Genomic DNA, 25,501 nt, shown 5'->3' with positions numbered 1-25,501 from the left:
TCCGGGTTTTACCCTAAACTTAGAACACGGGTGTCTGGAACAATACGTCTATTAATCGTCTAGGTTTAAATTCTCGGATTCTTTCGTTTGCTCTTCTTCGATATCCCGCATTTCTATTTCTTGTTCATCACCAGAAAGAATTTTCACATCCATACCTAAACTTTGAAGCTCTTTAATTAGAACTTTAAAGGATTCAGGTACGCCTGGTTCTGGAACGTTATCACCTTTAACAATCGCTTCATACGTTTTCACACGACCGACTACGTCATCTGACTTGACTGTCAGAATTTCTTGAAGAGTATAGGCGGCACCATATGCTTCTAGTGCCCATACCTCCATCTCACCGAAACGCTGACCGCCAAATTGAGCTTTACCACCCAATGGCTGCTGCGTTACAAGAGAGTAAGGTCCAGTGGAACGGGCGTGCAGTTTGTCGTCAACCATGTGTGCCAGTTTAATCATATACATAACACCAACAGATACACGGTTATCAAACGGTTCACCTGTGCGTCCATCATACAGAATGGTCTTCGCATCACGGGACATACCAGCTTCCTGAAGTGTCTCCCAAACATCTTCTTCTCGGGCACCATCAAATACCGGAGTTGCTACTCTTTCTCCAAGGAGACGGGCAGCCATACCTAAGTGAAGCTCAAGTACTTGTCCAATATTCATACGAGATGGTACACCAAGCGGGTTTAACATGACATCTACCGGAGTTCCATCTGGTAAGAATGGCATATCTTCTTCTGGAAGAATCTTAGAGATAACACCTTTGTTTCCGTGACGACCAGCCATTTTGTCACCTTCAGATATCTTACGCTTCTGAACGATGTACACGCGAATCAGCTGGTTGACTCCTGGCGGAAGTTCATCTCCGTCTTCACGATTGAAGATTTTAACATCAAGCACAATTCCGCCTGCACCATGAGGTACACGAAGGGAAGTGTCACGCACTTCACGAGCTTTTTCACCAAAGATAGCATGGAGCAGACGTTCTTCAGCAGATAATTCCGTAACCCCTTTAGGAGTAACTTTACCTACAAGAAGGTCTCCATCGCTAACCTCAGCTCCTACACGGATAATTCCACGTTCATCCAAGTCACGAAGAGCATCTTCACCTACGTTAGGAATGTCTCTTGTAATCTCTTCTGGCCCGAGTTTCGTATCGCGGGCTTCTGATTCATATTCTTCAATATGAATAGAAGTGTACACGTCATCTTTCACCAGACGCTCACTCATGATGATGGCGTCCTCATAGTTGTAACCATCCCATGTCATGAATGCAACCAGTGGGTTTTGTCCAAGTGCTAACTCTCCCATATCCATGGAAGGTCCATCAGCAAGGATTTCTCCTTTCGTTACACGATCGCCTTTGGAAACAATCGGACGCTGGTTATAACAGCTTCCCTGGTTGGAACGGATGAATTTCTGAAGACGGTAACGATCAAGATCGCCTTCTACTTCTTTGCCATCTACTTCAGATATGCGGCGTATAAACACTTCTTTTGCTTCTACACGCTCAACGATACCTTCGTTGCGGCAGATGACAGCTGCACCTGAGTCTTTACCTGATACATATTCCATTCCAGTACCTACAAGAGGAGCATCCGGCTGAAGCAATGGTACAGCCTGACGCTGCATGTTTGCACCCATTAGAGAACGGTTAGAGTCATCGTTTTCCAAGAATGGAATACAAGCGGTTGCTGCAGATACTACCTGCTTCGGTGATACGTCCATATAATCTAAGCGATCACGGCCTACTACCGTGTTTTCACCACGGAAACGAGCGATAACTTCAGGATCCGTGAAGGAACCGTCTTCTTCGAGTTTAGCGTTGGCCTGGGCCACAACGTAATTATCTTCCTCATCTGCTGTAAGATAATCAAATTGAGCAGTTACCTTGTTCGTATCTGGATCCACTCGACGATAAGGTGTTTCGATAAACCCAAATTCATTTACCTTCGCGTAAGAAGATAAGGAGTTGATCAGACCGATGTTTGGTCCCTCAGGAGTTTCGATTGGACACATACGTCCGTAGTGGGAGTAGTGTACGTCACGAACTTCAAATCCTGCACGCTCACGTGTTAAACCACCTGGTCCTAGAGCAGAAAGACGACGTTTGTGTGTTAATTCCGCTAGCGGGTTAGTCTGGTCCATGAACTGAGATAACTGTGAGCTGCCAAAGAACTCTTTAATTGAAGCAATCACTGGACGTATATTAATTAACTGCTGTGGAGTAATAGATGAAGTGTCCTGGATCGACATACGTTCACGTACTACGCGCTCCATACGGGATAGACCAATACGGAATTGGTTCTGCAGAAGTTCACCTACAGAACGAAGACGACGGTTACCTAAGTGGTCAATGTCATCTGTTCCACCCACATTATGCAGCAAGTTAAAGAAATAACTGATAGAAGAAATGATATCTGCCGGCGTAATATTTTTTACATCACGGTCGATGTTTGCATTCCCGATCACATTAATGGAACGTTCTCCTTCTGGATCTGTCGGGTCTACAATTTTAACCGATTGTACACGCATCGGTTCTTCAAGTACTCCCTCAACTGGATCAAGAGATCTTTCACTAAGGGTAGTTTCTTCATTATCGAAATGTGGAATCAATTTATTAAGCAGACGACGATCAATTTTATCGCCTTTTTCTGCCAGTACTTCGCCTGTTTCTTCGTCTACTAACGTTTCAGCAAGCGTTTGATTAAACAATCGATCTTTTATATGAAGTTTTTTATTCATTTTATAACGTCCGACGCGAGCTAGATCATAGCGCTTCGGATCAAAGAAACGAGAAACAAGTAAACTCTTAGCATTTTCTACTGTTGGCGGCTCGCCAGGGCGCAGACGCTCATAGATTTCAAGCAATGCTTTCTCACTGTTCTCTGTATTATCTTTCTCAAGCGTGTTCTTCAAGTATTCGTTCTCACCAATAAGATCAATAATCTCCTGATCTGTTCCGAATCCTAAAGCACGCAGCAACACGGTGATTGGTAATTTACGAGTACGATCAATACGGACATGTGCTACATCCTTCGCATCGGTTTCGAACTCAAGCCACGCACCACGGTTTGGAATAACAGTAGCCGTGTAACCTCTCTTACCGTTTTTATCAATCTTTTTGTTGTAATATACACTCGGAGAACGAACAAGCTGCGAAACGATAACGCGCTCAGCACCATTAATGATAAAGGTACCGGTGTCTGTCATGAGAGGGAAATCTCCCATAAACACTTCTTGCTCTTTCACTTCTCCTGTCTCATTGTTTAAGAGACGAACTTTCACACGAAGCGGTGCATTATATGTTACATCGCGATCTTTTGACTCATCCACTGGATACTTTGGTTCGCCAAGGCTGTAGTCTACAAACTCTAATGATAAGTTACCAGTAAAATCTTCAATTGGAGAAATGTCTTTAAACATTTCCTTCAAACCTTCTTCCAAGAACCATTGGTAGGAAGCCGTCTGAATTTCAATTAAGTTAGGTAACTCTAAAACTTCACTGATACGAGCATAACTTCTGCGCTGGCGGTGTCGTCCATACTGAACTAGTTGACCTGTCAACTGATTCACCCCTCAAATCAAGCATTTTAATAACGAAAAAAGCGTTCGGCAAGACATGCCGAACAGGCTTGCGGTTGATCTTGCCACAAGCACTATTTAAACATTCGCCTCTATAGCAAATGGTGATTCTTCATTTCTCTCTAACGTTAGACAAAAAAGAAAAAGGGTCGACTTGATATAGATAACCTCATTTACTTTCACTTATTGATTTTCACCATTTTACCCTTCTACCAAGCTTTTTATACATTTTCCTAAAAAAAGACTTGACAGGACGGGCGTACATGGGCATTTTCCAATACTAGCATAATTAAATACCCTAGTCAAACTTTTTGAGCTTTGAAAATATAGTAGCCTTTTTCCTTGCGAACAACTTCAATATTCCCAAACAATTCTTCTATTTTCTGTTTTGCAGAAGGAGCCCCTTGCTTTTTTTGAATGACCACCCACAACTCACCGGATTGACCAAGAGCCTTCTTAGCCTCTTCGAACATAGCGTGTACGACCTTTTTCCCTGCACGTATAGGGGGATTGGTCAGTATCGCAGCAAACTGGCGGCCTTCCAACTGACGGAGCCGATCACTCTCTTTAATCTCTACATTAGTAACCTGATTCTTAGCAGCATTCTTTTCCGCAAGATTCAAAGCTCTCTCATTTACATCCACCAAGACAACCTGACGATCTGGATACTCTAGCGCAAGCGAAAGACCAATCGGCCCATAACCACATCCAAGATCAAGGAAGTTTCCGTCCACTGGCGGAGCTGTAAACGAGTCTATCAGTAAACGAGAACCAAAATCTACTTCACCTTTTGAGAAAACGGCGTGATCTGTAGTAAAGGTTAATAAGCGGTCACGTAATGTGTAAGACCAGGTTTTTTCATCGCTTTTCGCAGCGGTTTTCTTTGAATAGTAATGTTCCGACATGATCCGAACACCCTCTTTTCATCTAGTAAGCAAAAGAAAGCCCGCCGATGATCAGCGAGCTTTACTTTAAAGATACAATTACTTAAGTTCGATCGTTGCGCCAGCTTCTTCAAGCTGAGATTTCATTTCTTCTGCTTCTTCTTTAGAAACGCCTTCTTTGATTGCGCCAGGAGCGTTATCAACTAGGTCTTTTGCGTCTTTAAGACCAAGACCAGTGATTTCACGTACTGCTTTAACAACTTTGATCTTAGAGCTTCCAGCTGATTCTAGTACTACATCGAATTCAGTTTGCTCTTCTTCAGCTTCTGCACCTGCAGCAGCACCGCCGGCAGCAACTGGAGCTGCAGCTGATACACCAAATTCTTCTTCAATTGCTTTAACTAGGTCGTTAAGCTCAAGAACAGACATTTCTTTAATCGCTTCGATAATTTGTTCGTTAGACATGAGAAATTTCCTCCTTATTAATTTTAAAGGTTATAGTTTAGTCGCACGCGAGATTTACGCGCTTTCTTCTTCTTTCTGATCCGCAATAGCTTTTGTAGCATATGCGAAGTTTCGTACAGGAGCTTGTAGTACGCTTAGGAACATAGATACAAGACCTTCGTAGCTTGGGATGTTGGCAAGTTCCTGAAGCTGTTCAAGAGTTGCAACTTGTCCTTCAATTACGCCACCTTTAATTTCAAGGTTATCGTGATCTTTAGCGAAATTGTTTAGAATTTTTGCTGGAGCTACAGCGTCATCCTCATGGAACGCAAGGGCAGTTGGTCCTTGAAGAACTTCATGAAGTTCACTTAGTTCAACTGCTTCTGTAGCACGGCGAGTCATTGTGTTTTTATACACTTTGAAATCAACGCCCGCTTCACGAAGTTGTGAACGAAGCTCTGTTACTTCTGCAACATCAAGACCGCGGTAATCTACCAATACAGCAGATTTACTATTGCGGAACTTGTCAGCCAATTCATTAACAATTTGCTGTTTCTGTTCAATAATACTGCTCATCTTTCCACCTCCTATTGACTTTTCATCATACCGTTCCGGAAGGTTTCACAAAAAAGTACCTCCATGCAGACATGGAGGTACGTATGAGAGAACAGGGCGTTTTTAGCGCTGTCCTGCTTATTCACACACCTCGGCAGGAAATTAAGCGGAGTTGCATCCGCACCTGCTGTCTACGGTATAACGTATTCATTTATACAACGTCCCTAATTATAATTTAATTAGGGACGTTAAGTCAATACTAAATTTTATTATTTAGCGAAATTGGAAACATCAACTTTAATTCCAGGACCCATCGTTGATGAAACAGCAGCATTACGCATATAAGTTCCTTTTGATGCTTGAGGCTTAGCTTTTACTAGAGCATCTGTAATAGCTTCGAAGTTTTCCGCAAGCTTTTGTTTGTCGAAAGAAGCTTTTCCGATTGGAACGTGGATGTTAGCAGCTTTATCAACGCGGTATTCAACTTTACCAGCCTTGATTTCATTAACTGCTTTTTCTACTTCAAACGTTACAGTGCCTGTTTTAGGGTTTGGCATAAGACCTTTTGGTCCTAGTACTCGGCCAAGCTTACCTACTTCAGCCATCATGTCAGGAGTGGCAACGACTACATCAAAATCGAACCAGCCTTGATTAATGCTATTAATCAGGTCTTGTTCACCTACGTAGTCAGCACCTGCTTCTTCTGCTTCTTTCGCTTTATCACCTTTAGCGAAAACAAGAACACGCTGGGATTTACCCGTACCGTGTGGAAGCACCATAGCTCCACGAATTTGCTGATCCGCTTTCTTAGGATCAACGCCTAGGCGGAATGCTGCTTCAACTGTTTCATCAAAATTCGCTTTAGATGTCTCTTTTACAAGATCGATTGCTTCTTGTACATTATAAGATTTCGTACGATCAACAAGTTTTTGAAGTTCTTGTTGTCTTTTACTTTTTTTAGCCATTTTAATTTCCTCCTTGTTGTGGTTTTAACGGATTAACCTCCCACGAATAAAGGTTGCGAAAGAAGTTGAACTCCTATTTCGCAACCTTTAACTCCATCAGAGTGACGTTGTGGGATTAGTCTTCAACTGTAATTCCCATGCTTAGCGCAGTACCTTCAACCATGCGCATTGCAGCCTCAACGTCAGCAGCGTTTAAGTCAGGCATTTTTGTTTCCGCAATTTCGCGAACTTGATCGCGATTGACAGAAGCTACCTTGTTACGGTTCGGCTCACCAGAACCGGATTCGATACCTGCCGCTTTCTTAAGAAGAACAGCAGCTGGTGGAGTTTTGGTAACAAATGTAAATGAACGGTCTTCAAATACCGTAATTTCAACCGGAATAATCATACCCGCTTGATCTTGCGTACGAGCGTTGAACTCCTTACAGAAACCCATGATATTAATACCAGCTTGACCTAGTGCCGGTCCTACCGGTGGTGCTGGGTTTGCTTTCCCTGCAGGGATCTGAAGTTTTACAACTTTAATAACTTTTTTAGCCACGAGACACACCTCCTTAAAGTCCGTGATGTGGTAATAGGGTTTACCCCTCCCACTCATCGCAATATGCTTAAAACACCTCTTAATCCGAGGCACATATAGAACATAAAAATTCTAGCATCTTTATAGGCATAATGCAAGGGGAGGATTGTATTTTATAGTTTTTCTATTTGAGAGAAATCCAGTTCAACCGGTGTTTCCCGACCGAACATGTTAACGTGAACTTTTACTTTTTGTTTATCTGTATCAATATATTCGATTGTGCCCGTGAAATTAGCAAAAGGTCCATCTGTCACTTTTACACTTTCTTTCACTTCTAAGTTAACTTCAGTTTTCGGTTGTTCATTCATACCCATGCGTTTTAGTACAGTCTCTGCTTCTTCGGGCAGGAGAGGGATGGGCTTTGAGCCCGAACCAGTAGAACCAACGAACCCGGTCACGCCTGGAGTATTTCGAACTACGTACCACGAATCATCTGTCATGACCATCTCGGCCAGCACGTAGCCAGGAAATACTTTCTTTTTGTTTATTTTCTTTTTACCATTTTTAATTTCCGTCTCTTCATCTTCAGGGACAAGAACGCGAAAAATCTTATCTTCCATTCCCATGGATTCAACACGCTTCTCTAAGTTCGCCCTTACTTTGTTTTCATAACCTGAATAGGTGTGAACAACATACCATCTTTTTTCCATTATCTCAGGACAAATACTTGCCCTTCCCTCCCTTATTTTCGATTTAAAATTTTTCTCCAACATAAAAAACCCGCTGAACGGGTTTTTTGTAAGTCTATTTACAAGTATAGCACAAAATCAACTCTACTATTCTTTAGAAATAAGTTCAAGCACCTCAGAGATCCCAAGGTCCACAATAGCAAAGAATACGGCAACAAAAACAACTGTACTTAAAACAGTAATCGTGTACCGAGTAAGTTCCTGTCCCTTAGGCCAGCTTACTTTGCGCATTTCTCGAGCTACGTTTTTAAAAAACTTAAACATGCTGCAAATACCCCCAAACTTGCGCCTGCCGGCTTTCTTTCTCTATTTCGTCTCGCGATGTAAGGTATGTTTGCCACATTTCTTACAAAACTTACGAACTTCCAGACGGTCGGATTGATTAGATCGATTTGTATATGAACTATAATTACGACTTTGGCATTCTGTACAGGCTAGCACTACTTTATTTCTCATACGTTCTCCCCTCATAACCAGAGGTTTATACACTCAACAAATGTAGCACGCTTCAAACATACTGTCAATCTGTGTCTTATAGTGTAATTTCACTTACTTCCAGGTACTTTTCAAGCTTTCTTTTAACACGTTGGAGGGCGTTATCAATCGATTTCACATGTCGATTTAATTCAACCGAAATCTCCTGATAGGACTGCCCGTCCAAATAAAGAGCAAGGACTTTTTTCTCGAGATCACTCAAAAGCTCAGAAATCTTCTCTTCCATATCACAGAACTTTTCTTTATTCACAATTAATTCTTGAGGATCTATTGCTTTTGAACCCGCTATTACATCAAGCAAGGTACGATCTGATTCTTCATCGTAAATGGGCTTGTCTAAAGATACGTAGGAATTCAATGGAATGTGCTTTTGGCGTGTGGCGGTTTTGATTGCGGTTATAATCTGACGGGTGACACATAATTCTGCGAACGCTTTAAATGAAGATAGCTTACCTTCCTGATAATCTCGTATCGCTTTGTAAAGACCGATCATTCCTTCTTGCACAATATCTTCACGATCTGCACCAATAAGAAAATACGTTCGGGCTTTTGCGCGAACGAAATTCTTATACTTATTAATTAAATAATCAAGAGATTGGACCTCTCCCTGATTAATTCGTTCGATGATTGTTTCGTCATCAAGTTTGCTAAGATCCAACTCGTTGATGTCTTTCTCCGTTTGAATGATGCTCACTCAGGATCCCCCCGACCGTGCTGCCTCAATATAGCAATATTATACAGTAAGCGTTTCAAAAGCGTCAACAAGTTGTCAGAATTATTTATCTCCTCGGCGCCACTTTTCAAAGAGTTCTCTTACTTCCTTATTCATTGGTATCTTAGGCTGGTACTGGACCTGGTTCTGAGTTTCGACATCTTTTTTAATTTGTTTTTCAATATTCTTCACTTCAATGTACAGCTCTCTGGCAGACTTTCGAAAGGCTCCTTGTCCAAAAATTGTTCGCTGTTCGGCATAATCCGAGGTAGCTACATAAACTTGAGTTCGGACATCATTTAGTTCTCCTGCGAGCTTTTCAATCCGTTCATCCGCTGTTTCATTTTCTTTCGTAAAAATAACTTCCACTTTGTAATTTTTTTGTTTTTTGGCCACACCCCGGACATGATAAGCATCAAAGATCACGATGATCCGGTCCCCGGTATAGGACTGGTACTCGGCCATCATTTCTATTAAAAGATCTCTTGCCTGACCAAAATCTTGTTCTTTTAACCTTTTCAATTCCGGCCAGGCCCCAATCATGTTGTACCCATCAACTATTAGAACATTCATTATTACTCACCGACAGGGCGGCGCTTTCTATACACTTCGTACATTAATAAAGAAGCAGCAACGGATGCATTTAAAGAGGTTACTTTACCAGCCATAGGGAGACTTACGGTCCAATCACATTTGTCTTTTGTTAGACGGCTCATTCCTCGCCCCTCGCTTCCAATCACAAGTGCGATCGGCATATTCCCATCCAGCCTCCGGTAATCTTCCGTACCATCTGCGTCTGTTCCGACGACCCACACAAATCTCTCTTTCAATTCGTCGATCGTTCTCGCAAGATTGGTTACTCTAGCAACCGGAATATACTCGATAGCGCCTGTAGATGTTTTAGCCACCGTAGAGGTGAGGGCCACTGAGCGCCTTTTTGGTATGATAACCCCGTGTGCTCCGCTCGCATCCGCTGTTCTTAAAATCGATCCCAGGTTATGAGGGTCTTCGATTTCATCGCAAATGATGAAAAATGGCGGCTCCCCTTTTTCTTCAGCTTTAGCAAACAAATCCTCAAGGTCACTGTATTCATAAGCGGCCACCGAAGCCGCTACACCCTGATGATTTCCTTCGACGAGCTGGTCAATTTTCTTTTTCGGGACTTTCTGAACAATAACCCCATTCTCTTTAGCTGCCTGCTCCAGTTTTTTATAGGCCTGGTGTTGTAACTGCTCGGACACTATCACTTTATTAATAGCTCTTCCTGATTTCAGAGCTTCCTGCACTGGGTTCTTACCTATAATCCATTCGTTATTCACCTTCTCCACTCCTTTCTTCTACAAATTGGATCGTCTGTTCAATTAATTCTTCCAGCCGCCCGGTTTTTCCAGATAAATAAAGAAAACCAAGAACCGCTTCAAACCCAGTTGAGTAACGATAAGTTTGTACATTTGTGCTCTTAGGTACAGAGCCGGACTTGGCATTTCTTCCTCGTCTGAGAACTCCCTGCTCCTCTTCTGTCAATAACCCTTTTTCCTGCCAATATGCTACCGCCTTGGCCTGGGAAACAGCAGATACAAATTTCACGGCTGCTTTATGCAGCCGTTGTGGTTGTATTTTCCCTTGCTCCAATAGATGCTTCCTCACATACAGTTCATATACAGAATCCCCCATGTAGGCAAGCGCCAGGCTTTTCATTTGTTTAACATCTTTTAAGGTCATGGGGTCAGCCCCTCTTCCAGCGTGTACCCTGGGAAGTGTCTTCCAATATAATATTTCTGTCTTTTAACTCATCGCGGATCTGATCGGCTCTTTCAAAATTACGATCTTTTCTTGCCTGCTTCCGTTCTTCAATCAGGGCATCGACCTCTTCATCCAGCAATTCTGCCTGGGTTTCAATCTCAAGACCAAGAACCATCATCAGTTCTTTCAACGTATTTTCATATGCCTCAATCACACTGGTATGGGTTTGTTCTTCCTGAAGGTAAAGATTAGCTGATTTCGTAAGGTCGAATAAAACAGAAATGGCGTTTGCCGTATTAAAATCATCATCCATTTCTTGAATAAACTGCTCCTTGTGAGCTTCTATTTCCTTAATCCAGCGATCTGAATCATTTTGAAGGTTCATACTGGCAGATTTACGATGCTTTAGATTCTCATAAGCATTACGAATCCGGTCAAAACTGCTTTTCGCGCCTTTTAATAATTCATCACTGAAATTAATAGGGTGACGGTATTGAACACTGAGCATAAAGAAGCGAATAACCTGAGGGTCATGCTTTTTCACAAGATCGTGCGCAAGAATGAAATTCCCAAGTGATTTAGACATCTTTTCATTTTCAATATTAATATACCCGTTGTGCATCCAGTAACGCGCAAATGACTGGTCGTTATGTGCTTCTGACTGGGCAATTTCATTTTCGTGGTGAGGGAAAGTTAAATCTTGACCGCCGGCATGAATATCGATGGTCTCCCCTAAATACTTTTTAGCCATAGCGGAACATTCAATGTGCCACCCCGGGCGACCATTCCCCCACGGACTTTCCCATGATATTTCGTCTGGCTTGGCTTCCTTCCATAGTGTAAAATCAAGCGGGTCTTCCTTTTTGTCCCCCACCTCTATGCGTGCGCCGGATCGTAGTTCATTAACGGACTGATGGGAAAGCTTCCCATAATTATCAAAGGAGCGAGTTCTGAAATACACATCCCCTTTTGCTTCATAGGCGTACCCTTTATCAATCAGCCCTTTTACAAAATCAATGATTTCATCCATGTTTTCAGTGACGCGCGGATGATCCACCGCTTCTTTAACGCCAAGTGCGCCTACATCTTCTTTATAGGCATCTATAAAACGGTTGGCAATGTCAGGAACCTCTTCTCCTAACTCATTCGCCGCTTTGATAAGTTTGTCATCTACATCTGTAAAGTTCAGCACGTAGTGTACGTCGTAGCCACGGTATTCGAAGTATCTGCGTACCGTATCAAAAACAATAGCAGGGCGGGCATTGCCAATATGGATATAGTTATAAACCGTTGGACCGCACACATACATCTTTACTTTATCTTCTTCTAAGGGGCGGAATGGTTCTTTTTTTCTTGTCAGCGTGTTGTATATATGAATACTCATGCTAGTTCACTCCTTTAGCTTCTTTTACTTCCTCTTGCAGCTGCTTAATTTCCTTTTCTAACTGGTTGATACGATCATAAACCGGATCGGGCAGCTTATGATGATCGAGATCTTTCTGCTGTACTTTCTTCCCATCCTGCACGACTACATGGCCCGGTATTCCAACTACGGTTGAATTGTGAGGCACATCGTGGAGGACGACTGAGCCCGCTCCTACTTTAGAATTTTCTCCAATTGTGATGGATCCCAGAACCTTGGCCCCTGTTGCTACCAGGGAATTATCCAGTAATGTTGGGTGACGCTTCCCTTTTTCCTTGCCTGTACCGCCGAGCGTGACGCCTTGAAACAAAGTAACATTATCTCCTATTTCACAGGTTTCCCCTATGACCACTCCCATTCCGTGATCAATGAAGAAACGGCGGCCGATTTTGGCCCCGGGGTGAATTTCTATCCCGGTAAAGAAGCGGCTTAATTGGGAAATCACTCTGGCCAGAAAGAAAAATTTCTTTTTATAGAATGCATGTGCCACCCGGTGGGCCCAGATAGAGTGCAATCCTGAATACGTTAAAATGACTTCAACGTAAGAACGAGCAGCAGGATCTTGATCAAAAACGACATCCACATCTTCCTTAAACATCTTAAAAATCCCCATTTGCTCTCCTCCTTTGTTAACCAATAGTGGGAATCAAGCTACAAAAAACGCGCCTCCGTGCCCTATGGCACAGAGACGCGTTCCGCGTGGTTCCACTCTGCTTGGGAAAAATAGATTCCCTTCTTCAGCCTTGCTAACGGAAGGTAACCGCTTCAGCCTACTCGTTTCGGCAGAAGACTCAGAGGTGCATTTCAAAGCGGTCCCAAATAATCACTTTCAGCCGGGGGTGATTTTCTCTGTGTATGGGAAACCTCTTCTACTTCTCCTCATCAACGTTTCTTATTGGTAACTCTACTATATGACATAAGAAGTCATTTGTGAAAAGTTTAGCCTTGAAGTTTATTTAATACATCATCTAAACGGACATTGACGGTTTCAAGACCAAGCAGGTGAATAGCATTGGGCAGTTCAGGACCGTGTGTTTGGCCGGTGGTAGCTACACGGATCGGCATGAAAAGCTTCTTCCCTTTATGGCCGGTTTCTTTTTGTACGGCTTTGACCTGCTTCTTGATCGCTTCTGGTGTAAATTCTTCCAGTTCATTCAGCTTTTTCTTGAACGTATCAAGCACTTCCGGCACTTGCTCGCCTTCCAGCACTTCCATAGCATTCTCATCATATTGTATTTCTTGTTTGAAGAATAATTCCGTAAGCTCAACAATTTGCGCGCCATAATCCAATTGTTCCTGATAGAGAGCAATTAATTCATGGACCCACTCCCGGTCGGAAGCACTCATATTCTCTGAAACACGTCCCGCTTCGATGAGATGAGGGAGAGTTAAATCTACTACACGATCAAACTCAGCCGATTTAATATACTGGTTGTTCATCCACTTCAGTTTTGCAGGGTCAAAAACCGCTGGTGAAGTAGAGAGACGTTCCGCATCGAATATTTCAATCAGTTTATCCTGAGTGAAGATTTCCTCTTCGCCTACCGGTGACCAGCCAAGCAAAGTAATAAAATTAAATAATGATTCAGGTAAATATCCTAAGTTCTTATACTGCTCAATGAACTGCAGGATGTGTTCATCACGCTTGCTTAGCTTTTTACGATTTTCATTCAGAATGAGTGTCATATGACCAAACTTAGGCGGCTCCCATCCAAACGCTTCATATACCATCATTTGCTTAGGTGTGTTTGAGATGTGCTCTTCCCCGCGTAGTACATGAGTGATCGCCATAAGGTGATCATCTACAGCAACGGCAAAGTTGTAGGTTGGTGTTCCGCTTTTCTTTACAATAACCCAGTCCCCAAAATCACTGGATTCGAACGTGATATTTTCACGGACGATATCGTTAAACGTGTACGTATGGTTTTCCGGTACACGCAGGCGAATACTTGGTTCGCGTCCCTCTGCCTCAAACTGTTCAATCTGCTCTTGGCTTAAGTCACGATGAGCTCCTGAATACTTTGGTGCTTCTCCACGTGCAATTTGTGCTTCTCGTTCTGCTTCCAGCTCTTCTGCTGTCATATAACATTTATATGCCAGGCCGCGCTGAAGCAGATCATCTACATATTTTTGGTAAAGATCAAGGCGCTCCATTTGGCGATAAGGTCCGTATTCCCCACCCTTATCCGGGCTTTCGTCCCAATCAATTCCAAGCCAGCGTAAATAATTAAGCTGACTTTGTTCTCCGCCTTCTACATTCCGCTTTTCATCTGTATCTTCAATGCGTATAACCATCTTTCCTCCGGCATTTCGTGCAAACAAATAGTTGAACAGGGCCGTTCTTGCATTCCCGATGTGAAGATGGCCGGTCGGGCTGGGTGCATAACGTACTCGAACTTCATTCGACATAATTGTACTCCTTTCGTTACCGTTCCTTTTTTCCAGTTTTATTTTATCATTTTTTTGTCAGGCTTGTTGAGGTTTTTGCAAAAGAACGACGGCTTGAGCCGCGATTCCTTCCTTCCTTCCAGTAAAACCTAGTTTTTCAGTTGTAGTAGCTTTTACATTAATCTGTTTCGTCTCCGCGTCCAGTAAAGAAGCTATATTCTCACGGATCTCCTCAATAAAGGGCGCCATTTTGGGGGCTTGCGCAATGACCGTACAATCCACATTCCCAAGTTCATAACCCTGGGCTTTTACAAATTTCCAGACATGCTGCAGAAGCATACCAGAATCGGCGTTCTTATATTCAGGATCTGTATCAGGAAAGTGTTTGCCGATATCTCCTTCTCCAATTGCGCCTAAACAGGCATCGGCAATGGTATGAAGAAGAACATCAGCATCCGAGTGCCCAAGAAGTCCTTTTTCGTGAGGAATCTCAACTCCCCCAATGATGCATTTACGTCCTTCCGTCAGCTGGTGTACATCAAAACCTTGACCAATTCGGAACATAGGATTCTCCACTTCCTTTCCTTTGCGCTGGTTTTGTATATAAGACTCTGCTTTATGTAAGTCCTCTGGCGTCGTTAGTTTGATGTTATCATAGCTTCCCTCCACAATAGCCACTTCTTCTCCCAGGCTCTCGACTAAGGAAGCATCATCTGTCCCATAGTATCCGCTCTCCTGTGCTTTTTGATGCGCTTTATAGATCAACGAAAAAGTGAAGCTCTGGGGTGTCTGGGCTGCCCATAGAGTCTTTCGATCCAGTGTGCTCAGTAATTGATCATTCTTCTGTTTGATCGTATCCGTTACAGGGACTGCTAATAGAGCGGCATGCTTTTCAATCGTTCGCTCGGCCAATTCGTGCAAGAGCTCTTGTTTAACAAATGGACGTGCTCCGTCATGGATAAACACAGGCAGATTTGTATGAATTACGGCCTTTAACCCTGCAAACACACTATCCTGCCTCTCCACTCCCCCATCTACCAGCTGAATCTCTTTATTTAAAGAAAACGCTTGAAGCAGTTCTTCCATCTGCTCTCTTTCCTTTGGATTAGTCACTAGAACGATTTCAGCACACCATTCGTCTTTAGCAAAAACGGAGAGTGTATGTAATATTAACGGTTGATCTTCTATTTTTAGAAACTGCTTATTTTTACCAGCCAGCATGCGCTTGCCCTGTCCTGCTGCAAGTACCACTGCCGTATAATTTATCATAGTATCCATCCTAAACTGGTTTAAACCATAAAATAACCACTATAACTATCTCTGTAAATAACAAAAGCGATAACTCACCGGTTATCACTTTTGTTAGTCTCTATTTGTTTATACCGTTTTTAAAGGGCTTTTTCAAGTGATTTCGGTTTAGCAAAGATCATTCGTCCGGCAGATGTCTGAAGGACGCTGGTAACGACCACTTCAATTGTCTTTCCAATATAGCTTTTTCCTTCTTCTACTACGATCATCGTGCCATCATCTAAATAGGCTACACCCTGATTTTGCTCCTTGCCATCTTTGATCACCTGTATACTCATTTCTTCACCAGGAAGTACGACTGGTTTCACTGCATTGGCAAGATCGTTAATGTTCAATACTTGGACATTTTGAAATTCACATACTTTATTTAAATTAAAGTCATTCGTAACAACAATCCCATTCATAACCTTAGCCAGTTTAACCAGTTTACTATCCACTTCCTGAATATCCTCAAAATCTCCCTCATAGATCTCCACATTGACGGGGAGGTCTTTCTGAAGACGGTTCAAAATATCTAGTCCGCGTCGACCGCGGTTCCTTTTCAATCCATCAGAAGAATCTGCAATATGCTGTAATTCTTCCAGGACGAACTGAGGAATCACTATCGTACCCTCAAGGAAATGGGTCTCACAAATATCTGCAATACGGCCATCAATAATCACGCTCGTATCCAGAATTTTTTCTTTTGGAATTAATGAACTGTCTACTCCTGCAGGCGCAGGAGATGAAGAAGCTCCTTCATCGGCTTTTTCTTTTTTCGAAACCATATTGAGGAACTCGTCCTTCCGTTTGAATCCCACCTGGAAACCGAAGTAACCCAGTAAAAAGGTTAAGAAAATCGGCACCACCTGATTAACCACTTGAATTTGAATATCTTGCACCGGGATGTTGATTAGATAGGCAACGATCAGACCAACAATTAACCCAAGGCTGCCGAATAAAAGATCGGCGACAGGCGCCCGGACCAAAGTGTCCTCAATCCATCTAAGAATATCTACAATATAATCCACGATCCAAAATGTTAATAAAAATAAAATAAGTGCTCCAAGTACGGCCCCTAAAACTGCTTGCATCCAATTCTGCCAAGTGAGTCCCATGGCTGTTAACAATTCCGGAAAATAGAGGTAACCGATCGTTCCACCGGTTATGACAATAAACAACTGTACAATTCGTTTAAGCACTTGTATCCACCTCCTCACTCACAGTATGACCAAACCTCACACCTAATAACCGTGTAATAAGAGGAATGATGCTTTATAAAATAGCATAGTTTCCAAAAAAAGTCAATCTCCGAAACGATTTATCATACCATATTCATAGTAAATAAGTCAATAGAATCATATATGACGATCTACAAATAGCTGCTCTTGAATCCGTTCTAAACCATCCCGAATTTTCGTCGCCCTTATCTCTCCTACACCATCTACACCTACCAGATCTTTTTGAGAAGCCTGAATCATATCGTCCAGGGTTCCAAACCTTTCTACTAAATGCTCAATAATTAAAGGTGGAAGACGGGGAATACGGCTTAAAATCCTGTAACCTCTAGGGTGAAGCGGATCTGACATCTTCGTATTAGGAGAATACCCTAACAGCTTGAGCACCTGTTCATCTGACAACAACTCCGGATTTGTTACTTCCTGCATTTTTCTTAGAATATAATATGGTTCGTAGTCTGGACGCTTACTGTAATCTTTCAAGAGTAAAGCAGCCTCTTCTTCAATATTTGATACCAGTTCTGTCATCTGCAGTTGAATTAAACGTCCTTCTGTGCCGAGTTCATTCACATAGTTGAGAATTTCTGTTTTCGTTCGAAGCACCATTTCTACCCGGTGGACCACTTGAATGACTTCAGAAAAGGAAACCATGTTTTCAAATTCCATTGCACCGAGGTTAGTTATGGACTGATCCAGTACATTTTTGTATTTCTCCAACGTCTGAATTGCCTGATTAGCTTTTGTTAATATTACGCCAATGTCCTTCAAGGAATACCGCAAAGAGCCTTTATACAGGGTGATAACATTTCTCCGCTGTGATATGGCAATAACTAAGGATCCTGTCTGCTTCGCTACACGCTCAGCCGTACGATGGCGCATCCCAGTTTCTGTAGAGAGAATATCCGGGTCGGGCATCAGCTGCGCATTCGCATAAAGGATCTTGGTAGCTTCATCGTTTAGAATTAGGGCTCCGTCCATTTTAGCCAGCTCATATAAGTGTGCAGGTGTGAAGTCAGATTGAATATTAAATCCGCCATCTACCAAATCCCGAATGACTTCATCATAACCAAGGACGATCAATCCTCCAGTATTAGCCCGCAGCACATTATCGATACCATCACGGAGCGGCGTGCCTGGAGCCACAAGCTTCAAAATTTCTCCAATTCCATTCTCTTTCATATCATGCCATTCCATTTATGCGTCCCCCAATGTAACCTTCATAGCTTCCTGTACCGTACTTACCCCTACCACTTCGATCGAAGAAGAAGGCTTCCACCCATCCAGGTTTTTCTTAGGAATAATCACACGCTTGAATCCTAACTTTGCGGCTTCCTGCACACGCTGTTCAATACGAGCGACACGGCGAACCTCTCCTGTCAGGCCGACTTCTCCAACCACTACATCTTCAGCCTTAGAAACTTGATCTCTAAAACTCGAAGCAATGCTTAATGCAACCGCCAAATCAATCGCAGGCTCATCCAGCTTCACTCCCCCTGCTACTTTCACATAAGCATCCTGATTTTGTAAGAGGAGACCGGCCCGCTTCTCTAAAACGGCCATGAGTAATGGAACACGGTTGTTATCAAGCCCTGTAGCCATTCTTCTTGGATTTCCGTAGGCAGTAGGAGATATTAAGGACTGTATTTCTACGAGTACAGGACGTGTACCTTCCATAGATGCAACTACAACGGAACCTGCCGCTCCTTGAGACCTTTCTTCCAGGAAAATTTCAGATGGGTTTAATACTTCCACTAAACCTTGTTCTTTCATTTCAAAAATGCCCATCTCGTGTGTACTTCCAAAACGGTTTTTAACACTTCTGAGTATTCGGAACGTATGGTGTCTTTCCCCTTCAAAATATAAAACGGCGTCTACCATATGCTCAAGAAGTCTAGGTCCCGCTATAGAACCTTCCTTAGTAACATGCCCTACAATAAAAATCGGAATACCTTTGTTTTTGGCTATTCTCATTAATTGGCTGGTGCATTCCCTAACTTGAGATACGCTACCTGGAGCAGATGTGACATCTTCCTTGAAAATGGTCTGAATGGAATCAATCACAACAAACTCTGGCTCTATAGCTTCAATCTGGTTCATGACATCCTGCAGATTTGTTTCAGATAATACATAGAGTTCATCTGAGGTTATATTTAACCGCTCGGCTCTTAGCTTAGTTTGTCTTGAAGATTCTTCACCTGATATATAAAGAACAGGCTTATCTTTATTGGCAATCTGAGCCGATACCTGAAGCAATAATGTTGATTTACCTATCCCCGGATCTCCGCCAATTAAAACCAGGGATCCAGCTACTATTCCTCCGCCAAGTACACGGTTAAACTCTGGCATATCCGTCGGGAGACGCGGTTCCTTTTCGGATTTTATGGAATTGATTTTTTCTGGTTTCGTTTTTGAGGAAGTGGAACTAGTTTGAAACACATGGCGGGAATTTGTACTTGGAGCGCTCACTTCTTCAACGAGCGTATTCCATTGTTGACACCCCGGACATTTGCCCATCCATTTCGCCGTTTCGTAACCACATTCCTGGCAAACAAACTTTGTCTTTCTTTTTGCCAAGATTCTTCGCCCCTTCCCTTCTAGTTTATACGATTATGTTTGTGAAAAAGTTTCACAGTCATATCAATTAGATTAATTTCCTCTTACTAAAAGCATATAGGAATAAGAAAAAAACCGGAAGGCAAACGCCTTCCGATTTTTAAATTTAGCACTTAATAGCTATGATTTATTCAGTTTGTAGATTCCTGTTCCGTATAAACGACGAATTCATTATTGTCATTCAAGTCAATTTTCACGGATTGACCTTTAGCAATATTCTCTTTTAGCAACTCTTCAGATAGAAGATCTTCAACGTTTTTCTGAATAGAGCGGCGCAGCGGGCGTGCTCCGTATTCAGGGTCGAATCCTGTTTCTGCAATATGCTCAATAGCTTTATCAGATAAGGTGAAGTTGATTTCCTGCTCCTGCAGACGTTTTCTCAACTCTTCTGCCATCAAAGTTACAATGTCTTTCATGTGTTTTCTTTCTAGTGAATGGAAGACTATGGTTTCATCAATACGGTTTAGGAATTCTGGACGGAACGCTTTCTTCAGTTCATCCGTAACTTTAGATTTCATGTCTTTATAGCTCTGATTCGAGTCATCCATGCTGAAGCCAACGTATTTATTACTTTTCAGCTCCTGTGCACCTACGTTTGAGGTCATAATCAGAACGGTGTTACGGAAGTCTACCACACGTCCTTTAGAATCGGTTAAACGACCATCTTCCAACACTTGAAGCAGAATGTTAAATACTTCAGGGTGTGCTTTTTCTACTTCGTCTAAGAGTACGACAGAGTACGGTTTGTTACGGACTTTTTCAGTAAGTTGACCGCCCTCTTCGTATCCTACATAACCAGGAGGTGAACCTACCAATCGGGAGGTGCTGTGTTTTTCCATATACTCAGACATGTCAATACGGATCATAGCATCCTCTTCACCAAACATGCTTTCTGCCAGTGCACGAGCCAGTTCGGTTTTACCTACTCCGGTTGGTCCTAGGAAAATGAAGGAACCAATTGGGCGTTTCGGATCTTTTAGACCTGCCCTTGCACGACGAATAGCTTTAGATATTGATTTAACAGCTTCATCCTGGCCAATGACACGGTTATGAAGCGTGTCTTCCAGTTGGAGAAGACGTTCACTTTCATCTTTCGTCATTTTGGATACAGGAACTCCAGTCCAAGTGGATACGACAGAAGCAATATCTTCTACCGTAACTTCTGAATCCTCTTGCCCTTGTTTTTCTTTCCATTCATCTTTCGTTTCTTCCAGTTCATCGCGTAAACGCTGTTCACTGTCTCTCAGAGAAGCCGCTTTTTCAAATTCCTGGCTTTGAACAGCTGCATCTTTTTCCTTACGAACTTCTTCAAGCTTTTGTTCAAGTTCTTTTAGGTTCGGCGGAGCTGTATAAGAACGTAGACGAACTTTTGATGCTGCTTCATCAATTAGATCGATCGCTTTGTCTGGAAGGAAACGATCTGTAATATAACGGTCTGAAAAACGAACAGCAGACTCAATAGAGTCATCCGGTATAGTTACTCTGTGGTGTGCTTCATAACGATCGCGCAGACCTTGAAGGATTTGCACTGATTCATCCAAGGTTGGTTCATCTACTTGGATAGGCTGGAAACGACGTTCAAGTGCAGCATCTTTTTCAATATACTTACGATATTCATCAAGAGTAGTTGCACCGATACATTGTAGTTCTCCACGGGCAAGTGACGGCTTCAGAATGTTGGAAGCGTCAATGGCGCCTTCTGCACCGCCTGCACCAATTAAGGTATGCAGCTCATCAATAAATAGAATGATATTACCGGCCTGGCGAATTTCTTCCATTACTTTTTTCAAGCGGTCTTCGAATTCACCACGGTATTTTGTGCCCGCAACAACGGTTCCCATATCAAGGGTCATTACCCGTTTATCACGAAGAATCTCAGGTATTTCATTATTTATAATCTGCTGGGCAAGACCTTCTGCGATGGCTGTTTTACCTACACCAGGTTCACCTACAAGTACCGGATTATTTTTGGTACGACGGCTGAGAACCTGAATGACTCGTTCAATCTCTTTACCTCTTCCAATAACGGGATCAATATTGCCTTCTTTAGCAATTGTCGTTAAGTCTCGAGCCAGCGAGTCAAGGGTTGGTGTATTCGCACTAGCTGCCTGGCCTCCAGAGCCGCCTCCTCGACGATTTTGACCGCCGGTGGACTCATTATTGCCAAGGAGCTGCAACACTTGCTGACGTGCTTTATTCAGACTGACACCAAGGTTGTTAAGCACCCGGGCAGCTACCCCTTCTCCTTCACGGATTAAGCCGAGAAGAATGTGTTCTGTTCCTACATATGAATGACCAAGTTTACGTGCTTCATCCATGGATAATTCGATAACTTTCTTGGCGCGGGGAGTATAGTGAATGGTTTGGGAAACCTTCTCACCTTTTCCAATCAGTTTTTCTACTTCCTGCTGAATTTTTGAAGCTTCCAGACCTAATGCGGTTAATGATTTAGCCGCTATTCCTTCTCCTTCACTTACTAAACCAAGCAGAATATGCTCTGTGCCGATGTTATTGTGTCCTAAACGAACAGCTTCTTCTTGTGCTAGTGCAAGTACTTTCTGAGCTCTTTCTGTAAAACGCCCAAACATCATGGACATTCCCTCCTAACATTTATTCTTCATTTTCTAATTGAAGTCGTTCTCGAATTAGTGAAGCTCTGCGTACATCACGCTCATCTGGATTTAGAGAGGCTTTAGCATATTGTTGCAAAAACCCGGGCTGAGTTAAAATCATCAGCTCATTTAAGATAGTTCTTGGGATATCGTCAATTAGTTTAAGATCAATTCCAAGCCTCAAATCAGATAAACACTTGGCAGCCTCTTTAGACTCTATGATACGGCTGTGCTTTAAAACACCGTAAGAGCGAAATATACGATCCTCCAGTTGAACTCCTGATCGGCTTATTAACGCCTCACGGGCTCGTCTTTCCTGATCAATTAATTGTTTTACTACACTATGCAGATCCTCTACAATGTCCTGCTCTGATTTTCCAAGCGTAATCTGGTTGGAAATCTGATAGATGTTTCCAAGAGCTTCGCTTCCTTCACCGTATATTCCTCTAACAACAAGTCCAAGCTGGTTAATTGCCGGGGTCATACGATTAATTTGCTGGGTCATGGATAAGGCAGGAAGGTGCATCATCACTGAAGCCCTCATGCCTGTGCCCACATTAGTTGGACAGGCTGTTAAATAACCTCTTTTTTCGTCAAAAGCATAGTTGATTTTTTCTTCAAGCCAATCATCCAGCTGGGAGGCCTGTTCGAGAGCTCTATCCAATTGAAAACCAGGAAAATACAACTGCAATCGTATATGGTCTTCCTCGTTAATCATAATGGAAACCTGCTCATTTTCTGATATCAAAGCAGCTGAATGCTTAGGTTTCTCCGCCAAATGTGGACTAATAAGATGCTTTTCAACCAGCACCCTTTTTTCCACAGGCTCAAGATCATTCATTTGGACAACCTCAAAGCCTTTGTAATCGCGGAAGGATTGACCTTTATATTCCTCTTTGAAGAAATCTAGAACTTTTTCCAAAGTCTCATCAGAAGCGATCAACGGGAATGGAGAACTGGAAAAATTTCGAGCCAGTCGAATGCGGCTGCTTAATACAATATCGCTGTCAGGCCCATCCTGCTTCATCCAAGGACTAAGAGCCTCATTCATAAATTGCTGCAATGACATTATTGCTCACCATCCTCCCCCTCATGAAATCGGCTTTCCAAAGTTCGGATCTTATCTCTAACTTTCGCTGCTTCCTCGAATTCTTCCTGCTCAATTAATTGTCGAAGATTAGATTTGTGTTCATCCAGCTCTCTTTTTAAATGCAGATGGCCGCCTTCACGCTTTGGAATTTTACCGTCATGAGTAGTATTTCCGCTGTGAACCCTTCTCAAAACAGGGTTCAAGCGCTCGTCAAATGTTTCATAACAATTCCCGCACCCAAATTTCCCAATTCGCGCAAATTCCTGATAAGTCATTCCGCAGGTAGGGCATTGCAGCTGAGGAGTTTGCTGCTGGGTGTGAGCTTGTTTTCCTTTAAAAGTAGACGGACTTTCAGAATGGAATAGTCCTGACAAAAGATTACTGAGAGAAAAATTTTCTTCTCCGTAACTCATATAACCTTTATCTTTAGCACAATGTTCACAAACGTGAACTTCTGTTTTTTGACCATTTATTACCTGAGTTAAATGCACCGTAGCTTTCCTTTGGTGACACTCCTGGCATTCCATAACGCTCTCTCCCTTCCAATTCAGCTTTTATACTTTAGAGTGAAGAGCATAGCCGTCATCATTCGAGAACGGACTTCATCACGGAGAGGAAGAGGGAACGTGAGGACTTCACGGTCAATAATGCTTCCCATAAGTTTTGCTTCCCTCTCTGTAATAATTCCACTCTCTAATAACCTCTCAATCACATCCGTAGCTGCTGTTTGAGAAACGAGGGGATTAATCATGTCAACAATCTCTTCAATCATATCCGATTCCTTGCGGTGCTGGATACGGCTAATACGAATATATCCGCCACCGCCACGCTTACTTTCTACTATATAACCTTTTTCCACAGTAAATCGAGTTTTAATCACATAATTAATCTGAGAAGGCACACATTGAAATTGATCAGCTATTTCACTGCGCTTAATTTCAATTGTCTTTTGCTGGTTCTTATTCAAAACCTCTTTCAAATATTCCTCTATTACATCAGAGATATTCCTCATTTTCCCTCCTCCTCTTTTGACTTTGACTATCTTTGACTTTAATTTTATTATACTCAATTTTGTGAGTTACGCAACTAAAATGTTTGGATTACGTTCACATTCATGATTCCCTAATTTCTTTTCTGCTAAAACAAAAAACCATGCCGAATTTTGGCATGGTTTTAGAATTTATGATTAATCTGAAGAACTTCTTCATTACGGGAAAGCTGTTCGATTAATTCAGTACGGTGGTATTTTTGGCCTTTATCTATTTCAATAATCAGTTTGTTATAGTCTTGCTCTTGTTTCTTAATATTAATTCCTTTAATCCTCAGTTCTTTTTCATCAAATATCGCAGTGATCGATTGCAATTTAACATCAGGTCTTACCTTTAGTTGAAAGATATATGGTTTCTTCTTATTAAAATTCTCTTTTTCAATTTTATTTAATAGAACTAAACTTAATAATACGATAATAGTAGTTAAGATGGCGATATCATGCATACCGGCGCCGACCACTAACCCTATCCCTGCTACTGTCCATATCGAAGCAGCAGTAGTGAGACCTCTAATAGTTAAGCCATTGACGATAATTGTTCCTGCACCTAAGAAACCAATACCACTTATCACATAGGAAGGTATGCGCGCTGGATCAAATCGTACATTTTCAAATTCATCCACGTAAGATTCAAAACCGTATAAGGAGAGCAGCATCATTAAACAGGAGCCTACACCAACTAAAATATGAGTCCTAAATCCTGCGGAATGATTCTTTAACTCTCTTTCGAATCCAATCAGCCCAGCTAATAGCAAGGCAATTACGATTCTTGTAGTAAATGTAAGAAAATCATCGTCAAAAAAACTGCTCCATTCCATAAACGGTCCTCCTCTTCATTAACTTTTAAATACAGAAAAAACCAGAAGCACAAACTTCTGGTTTTATATTAACGTGGCGGCGTCCTACTCTCACGGGGATCGACCCGACTACCATCGGCGCTGAAGAGCTTAACTTCTGTGTTCGGCATGGGAACAGGTGTGACCTCTTCGCCTTCACCACCACATCATATATAGTTTGAGGTAAACCCTCAAAACTGGATAAGGCAATCATTCAACCATCGGACGAGCGAACGTCTCTTCCGACTTCATATCAATCCAGCTACAGCTCCTAGATCCTCGCTATTCTAAGCAATCTCTCT

At 42.3% G+C, this 25,501-nt stretch carries 25 protein-coding genes, 1 rRNA gene and 2 other annotated features; all 26 genes read right to left on the bottom strand.

Annotated elements, in window-relative coordinates:
- Positions 1-51: 51 nt before the first annotated feature.
- Entirely contained in the window at positions 52-3,579 is a 3,528-nt protein-coding gene (gene rpoB, locus ACTWP7_RS17845) for a DNA-directed RNA polymerase subunit beta (RefSeq protein WP_443124371.1), read from the bottom strand.
- Between the two features lie 320 nt (positions 3,580-3,899).
- A complete protein-coding gene (locus ACTWP7_RS17840) occupies positions 3,900-4,502 on the bottom strand; it encodes a class I SAM-dependent methyltransferase (RefSeq protein ID WP_443124370.1) in 603 nt (200 codons plus the stop codon).
- A 78-nt stretch (positions 4,503-4,580) separates the two neighbouring features.
- Entirely contained in the window at positions 4,581-4,946 is a 366-nt protein-coding gene (rplL, locus tag ACTWP7_RS17835; protein ID WP_014641411.1) for a 50S ribosomal protein L7/L12, read from the bottom strand.
- A 54-nt stretch (positions 4,947-5,000) separates the two neighbouring features.
- Positions 5,001-5,501: a 50S ribosomal protein L10 gene (rplJ, locus tag ACTWP7_RS17830; protein WP_089752374.1), complete on the bottom strand. Its 501-nt coding sequence runs from the start codon at positions 5,499-5,501 to the stop codon at positions 5,001-5,003.
- A gap of 40 nt (positions 5,502-5,541) precedes the next feature.
- Positions 5,542-5,695, bottom strand: a sequence feature (ribosomal protein L10 leader region).
- Between the two features lie 54 nt (positions 5,696-5,749).
- Positions 5,750-6,445 carry a 50S ribosomal protein L1 gene (gene rplA / locus ACTWP7_RS17825; RefSeq protein WP_014641409.1) on the bottom strand — a complete coding sequence of 232 codons (696 nt, stop codon included), beginning with the start codon at positions 6,443-6,445 and terminating at the stop codon, positions 5,750-5,752.
- A 115-nt stretch (positions 6,446-6,560) separates the two neighbouring features.
- Complete coding sequence (gene rplK, locus ACTWP7_RS17820) at positions 6,561-6,986, bottom strand: 50S ribosomal protein L11 (protein WP_014641408.1); 426 nt, start codon at positions 6,984-6,986, stop codon at positions 6,561-6,563.
- 152 nt (positions 6,987-7,138) lie between these two features.
- Positions 7,139-7,675, bottom strand: coding sequence for a transcription termination/antitermination protein NusG (gene nusG / locus ACTWP7_RS17815; protein ID WP_014641407.1), 537 nt, complete (start codon positions 7,673-7,675; stop codon positions 7,139-7,141).
- A 126-nt stretch (positions 7,676-7,801) separates the two neighbouring features.
- Entirely contained in the window at positions 7,802-7,978 is a 177-nt protein-coding gene (secE, locus tag ACTWP7_RS17810; RefSeq protein WP_014641406.1) for a preprotein translocase subunit SecE, read from the bottom strand.
- Between the two features lie 42 nt (positions 7,979-8,020).
- On the bottom strand, positions 8,021-8,185 hold the full coding sequence (gene rpmG, locus ACTWP7_RS17805) for a 50S ribosomal protein L33 (protein WP_269448432.1): 165 nt from the start codon (positions 8,183-8,185) through the stop codon (positions 8,021-8,023).
- Between the two features lie 61 nt (positions 8,186-8,246).
- A complete protein-coding gene (gene sigH, locus ACTWP7_RS17800) occupies positions 8,247-8,903 on the bottom strand; it encodes an RNA polymerase sporulation sigma factor SigH (protein ID WP_014641404.1) in 657 nt (218 codons plus the stop codon).
- An 81-nt stretch (positions 8,904-8,984) separates the two neighbouring features.
- Positions 8,985-9,494 carry an NYN domain-containing protein gene (locus ACTWP7_RS17795; protein ID WP_014641403.1) on the bottom strand — a complete coding sequence of 170 codons (510 nt, stop codon included), beginning with the start codon at positions 9,492-9,494 and terminating at the stop codon, positions 8,985-8,987.
- 2 nt (positions 9,495-9,496) lie between these two features.
- Positions 9,497-10,240 (bottom strand): 23S rRNA (guanosine(2251)-2'-O)-methyltransferase RlmB, encoded by a 744-nt coding sequence (gene rlmB, locus ACTWP7_RS17790; protein WP_014641402.1) that lies wholly within the window; start codon positions 10,238-10,240, stop codon positions 9,497-9,499.
- The gene (locus ACTWP7_RS17785) at positions 10,233-10,643 is read right to left on the bottom strand and encodes a Mini-ribonuclease 3 (protein ID WP_443124369.1); all 411 of its coding nucleotides are present in this window, start codon (positions 10,641-10,643) and stop codon (positions 10,233-10,235) included. The genes rlmB and ACTWP7_RS17785 overlap by 8 nt, the downstream gene beginning before the upstream one ends.
- Before the next feature lie 4 nt (positions 10,644-10,647).
- Positions 10,648-12,048: a cysteine--tRNA ligase gene (gene cysS, locus ACTWP7_RS17780; protein WP_443124368.1), complete on the bottom strand. Its 1,401-nt coding sequence runs from the start codon at positions 12,046-12,048 to the stop codon at positions 10,648-10,650.
- 1 nt (position 12,049) lies between these two features.
- Positions 12,050-12,700 (bottom strand): serine O-acetyltransferase, encoded by a 651-nt coding sequence (gene cysE / locus ACTWP7_RS17775; RefSeq protein WP_224895901.1) that lies wholly within the window; start codon positions 12,698-12,700, stop codon positions 12,050-12,052.
- Positions 12,701-12,768: 68 nt separating this feature from the next.
- Positions 12,769-12,982: a binding site (T-box leader), on the bottom strand.
- A 44-nt stretch (positions 12,983-13,026) separates the two neighbouring features.
- The gene (gltX, locus tag ACTWP7_RS17770; RefSeq protein WP_443124367.1) at positions 13,027-14,496 is read right to left on the bottom strand and encodes a glutamate--tRNA ligase; all 1,470 of its coding nucleotides are present in this window, start codon (positions 14,494-14,496) and stop codon (positions 13,027-13,029) included.
- Between the two features lie 57 nt (positions 14,497-14,553).
- Entirely contained in the window at positions 14,554-15,744 is a 1,191-nt protein-coding gene (locus ACTWP7_RS17765; protein WP_443124366.1) for a bifunctional 2-C-methyl-D-erythritol 4-phosphate cytidylyltransferase/2-C-methyl-D-erythritol 2,4-cyclodiphosphate synthase, read from the bottom strand.
- Between the two features lie 119 nt (positions 15,745-15,863).
- A complete protein-coding gene (locus ACTWP7_RS17760) occupies positions 15,864-16,964 on the bottom strand; it encodes a PIN/TRAM domain-containing protein (protein ID WP_443124365.1) in 1,101 nt (366 codons plus the stop codon).
- 156 nt (positions 16,965-17,120) lie between these two features.
- Positions 17,121-18,194, bottom strand: a complete 1,074-nt coding sequence (gene disA, locus ACTWP7_RS17755; protein ID WP_014641395.1) for a DNA integrity scanning diadenylate cyclase DisA — start codon at positions 18,192-18,194, stop codon at positions 17,121-17,123.
- On the bottom strand, positions 18,195-19,574 hold the full coding sequence (radA, locus tag ACTWP7_RS17750; RefSeq protein ID WP_443124364.1) for a DNA repair protein RadA: 1,380 nt from the start codon (positions 19,572-19,574) through the stop codon (positions 18,195-18,197).
- A gap of 170 nt (positions 19,575-19,744) precedes the next feature.
- Complete coding sequence (clpC, locus tag ACTWP7_RS17745) at positions 19,745-22,204, bottom strand: ATP-dependent protease ATP-binding subunit ClpC (protein WP_443124363.1); 2,460 nt, start codon at positions 22,202-22,204, stop codon at positions 19,745-19,747.
- A 19-nt stretch (positions 22,205-22,223) separates the two neighbouring features.
- Complete coding sequence (locus ACTWP7_RS17740; RefSeq protein ID WP_443124362.1) at positions 22,224-23,294, bottom strand: protein arginine kinase; 1,071 nt, start codon at positions 23,292-23,294, stop codon at positions 22,224-22,226.
- Positions 23,294-23,842, bottom strand: a complete 549-nt coding sequence (locus tag ACTWP7_RS17735) for a UvrB/UvrC motif-containing protein (protein WP_443124361.1) — start codon at positions 23,840-23,842, stop codon at positions 23,294-23,296. The genes ACTWP7_RS17740 and ACTWP7_RS17735 overlap by 1 nt, the downstream gene beginning before the upstream one ends.
- A 20-nt stretch (positions 23,843-23,862) precedes the next feature.
- On the bottom strand, positions 23,863-24,327 hold the full coding sequence (locus tag ACTWP7_RS17730) for a CtsR family transcriptional regulator (RefSeq protein ID WP_014641390.1): 465 nt from the start codon (positions 24,325-24,327) through the stop codon (positions 23,863-23,865).
- Positions 24,328-24,488: 161 nt separating this feature from the next.
- The gene (locus ACTWP7_RS17725) at positions 24,489-25,181 is read right to left on the bottom strand and encodes an MgtC/SapB family protein (RefSeq protein WP_443124360.1); all 693 of its coding nucleotides are present in this window, start codon (positions 25,179-25,181) and stop codon (positions 24,489-24,491) included.
- A 71-nt stretch (positions 25,182-25,252) separates the two neighbouring features.
- Positions 25,253-25,366: ribosomal RNA gene (gene rrf, locus ACTWP7_RS17720) — 5S ribosomal RNA — on the bottom strand.
- Between the last annotated feature and the right edge of the window lie 135 nt (positions 25,367-25,501).

Source organism: Halobacillus sp. B29, from assembly GCF_052246755.1.
GTDB classification, from domain to species: domain Bacteria; phylum Bacillota; class Bacilli; order Bacillales; family Halobacillaceae; genus Halobacillus; species Halobacillus halophilus.
Note: the sequence above shows the minus strand (reverse complement) of the source record. Positions and strands in the feature narration are given on the sequence as shown.

Bases quoted from the DNA above. Each gene is read 5' to 3' on its own strand.
- ACTWP7_RS17730 (WP_014641390.1), bottom strand. From the start codon at position 24,327: ATGAGGAATATCTCTGATGTAATAGAGGAATATTTGAAAGAGGTTTTG.
- ACTWP7_RS17840 (WP_443124370.1), bottom strand. From the start codon at position 4,502: ATGTCGGAACATTACTATTCAAAGAAAACCGCTGCGAAAAGCGATGAA.
- ACTWP7_RS17785 (WP_443124369.1), bottom strand. From the start codon at position 10,643: ATGACCTTAAAAGATGTTAAACAAATGAAAAGCCTGGCGCTTGCCTAC.
- cysE (WP_224895901.1), bottom strand. From the start codon at position 12,700: ATGGGGATTTTTAAGATGTTTAAGGAAGATGTGGATGTCGTTTTTGAT.
- ACTWP7_RS17740 (WP_443124362.1), bottom strand. From the start codon at position 23,294: ATGTCATTGCAGCAATTTATGAATGAGGCTCTTAGTCCTTGGATGAAG.
- clpC (WP_443124363.1), bottom strand. From the start codon at position 22,204: ATGATGTTTGGGCGTTTTACAGAAAGAGCTCAGAAAGTACTTGCACTA.
- ACTWP7_RS17795 (WP_014641403.1), bottom strand. From the start codon at position 9,494: ATGAATGTTCTAATAGTTGATGGGTACAACATGATTGGGGCCTGGCCG.
- rplJ (WP_089752374.1), bottom strand. From the start codon at position 5,501: ATGAGCAGTATTATTGAACAGAAACAGCAAATTGTTAATGAATTGGCT.
- ACTWP7_RS17765 (WP_443124366.1), bottom strand. From the start codon at position 15,744: ATGATAAATTATACGGCAGTGGTACTTGCAGCAGGACAGGGCAAGCGC.
- rplL (WP_014641411.1), bottom strand. From the start codon at position 4,946: ATGTCTAACGAACAAATTATCGAAGCGATTAAAGAAATGTCTGTTCTT.
- ACTWP7_RS17735 (WP_443124361.1), bottom strand. From the start codon at position 23,842: ATGGAATGCCAGGAGTGTCACCAAAGGAAAGCTACGGTGCATTTAACT.
- secE (WP_014641406.1), bottom strand. From the start codon at position 7,978: ATGTTTAAGTTTTTTAAAAACGTAGCTCGAGAAATGCGCAAAGTAAGC.
- nusG (WP_014641407.1), bottom strand. From the start codon at position 7,675: ATGGAAAAAAGATGGTATGTTGTTCACACCTATTCAGGTTATGAAAAC.
- rpmG (WP_269448432.1), bottom strand. From the start codon at position 8,185: ATGAGGGGAGAACGTATGAGAAATAAAGTAGTGCTAGCCTGTACAGAA.
- cysS (WP_443124368.1), bottom strand. From the start codon at position 12,048: ATGAGTATTCATATATACAACACGCTGACAAGAAAAAAAGAACCATTC.
- gltX (WP_443124367.1), bottom strand. From the start codon at position 14,496: ATGTCGAATGAAGTTCGAGTACGTTATGCACCCAGCCCGACCGGCCAT.
- rplA (WP_014641409.1), bottom strand. From the start codon at position 6,445: ATGGCTAAAAAAAGTAAAAGACAACAAGAACTTCAAAAACTTGTTGAT.
- disA (WP_014641395.1), bottom strand. From the start codon at position 18,194: ATGGAATGGCATGATATGAAAGAGAATGGAATTGGAGAAATTTTGAAG.
- ACTWP7_RS17725 (WP_443124360.1), bottom strand. From the start codon at position 25,181: ATGGAATGGAGCAGTTTTTTTGACGATGATTTTCTTACATTTACTACA.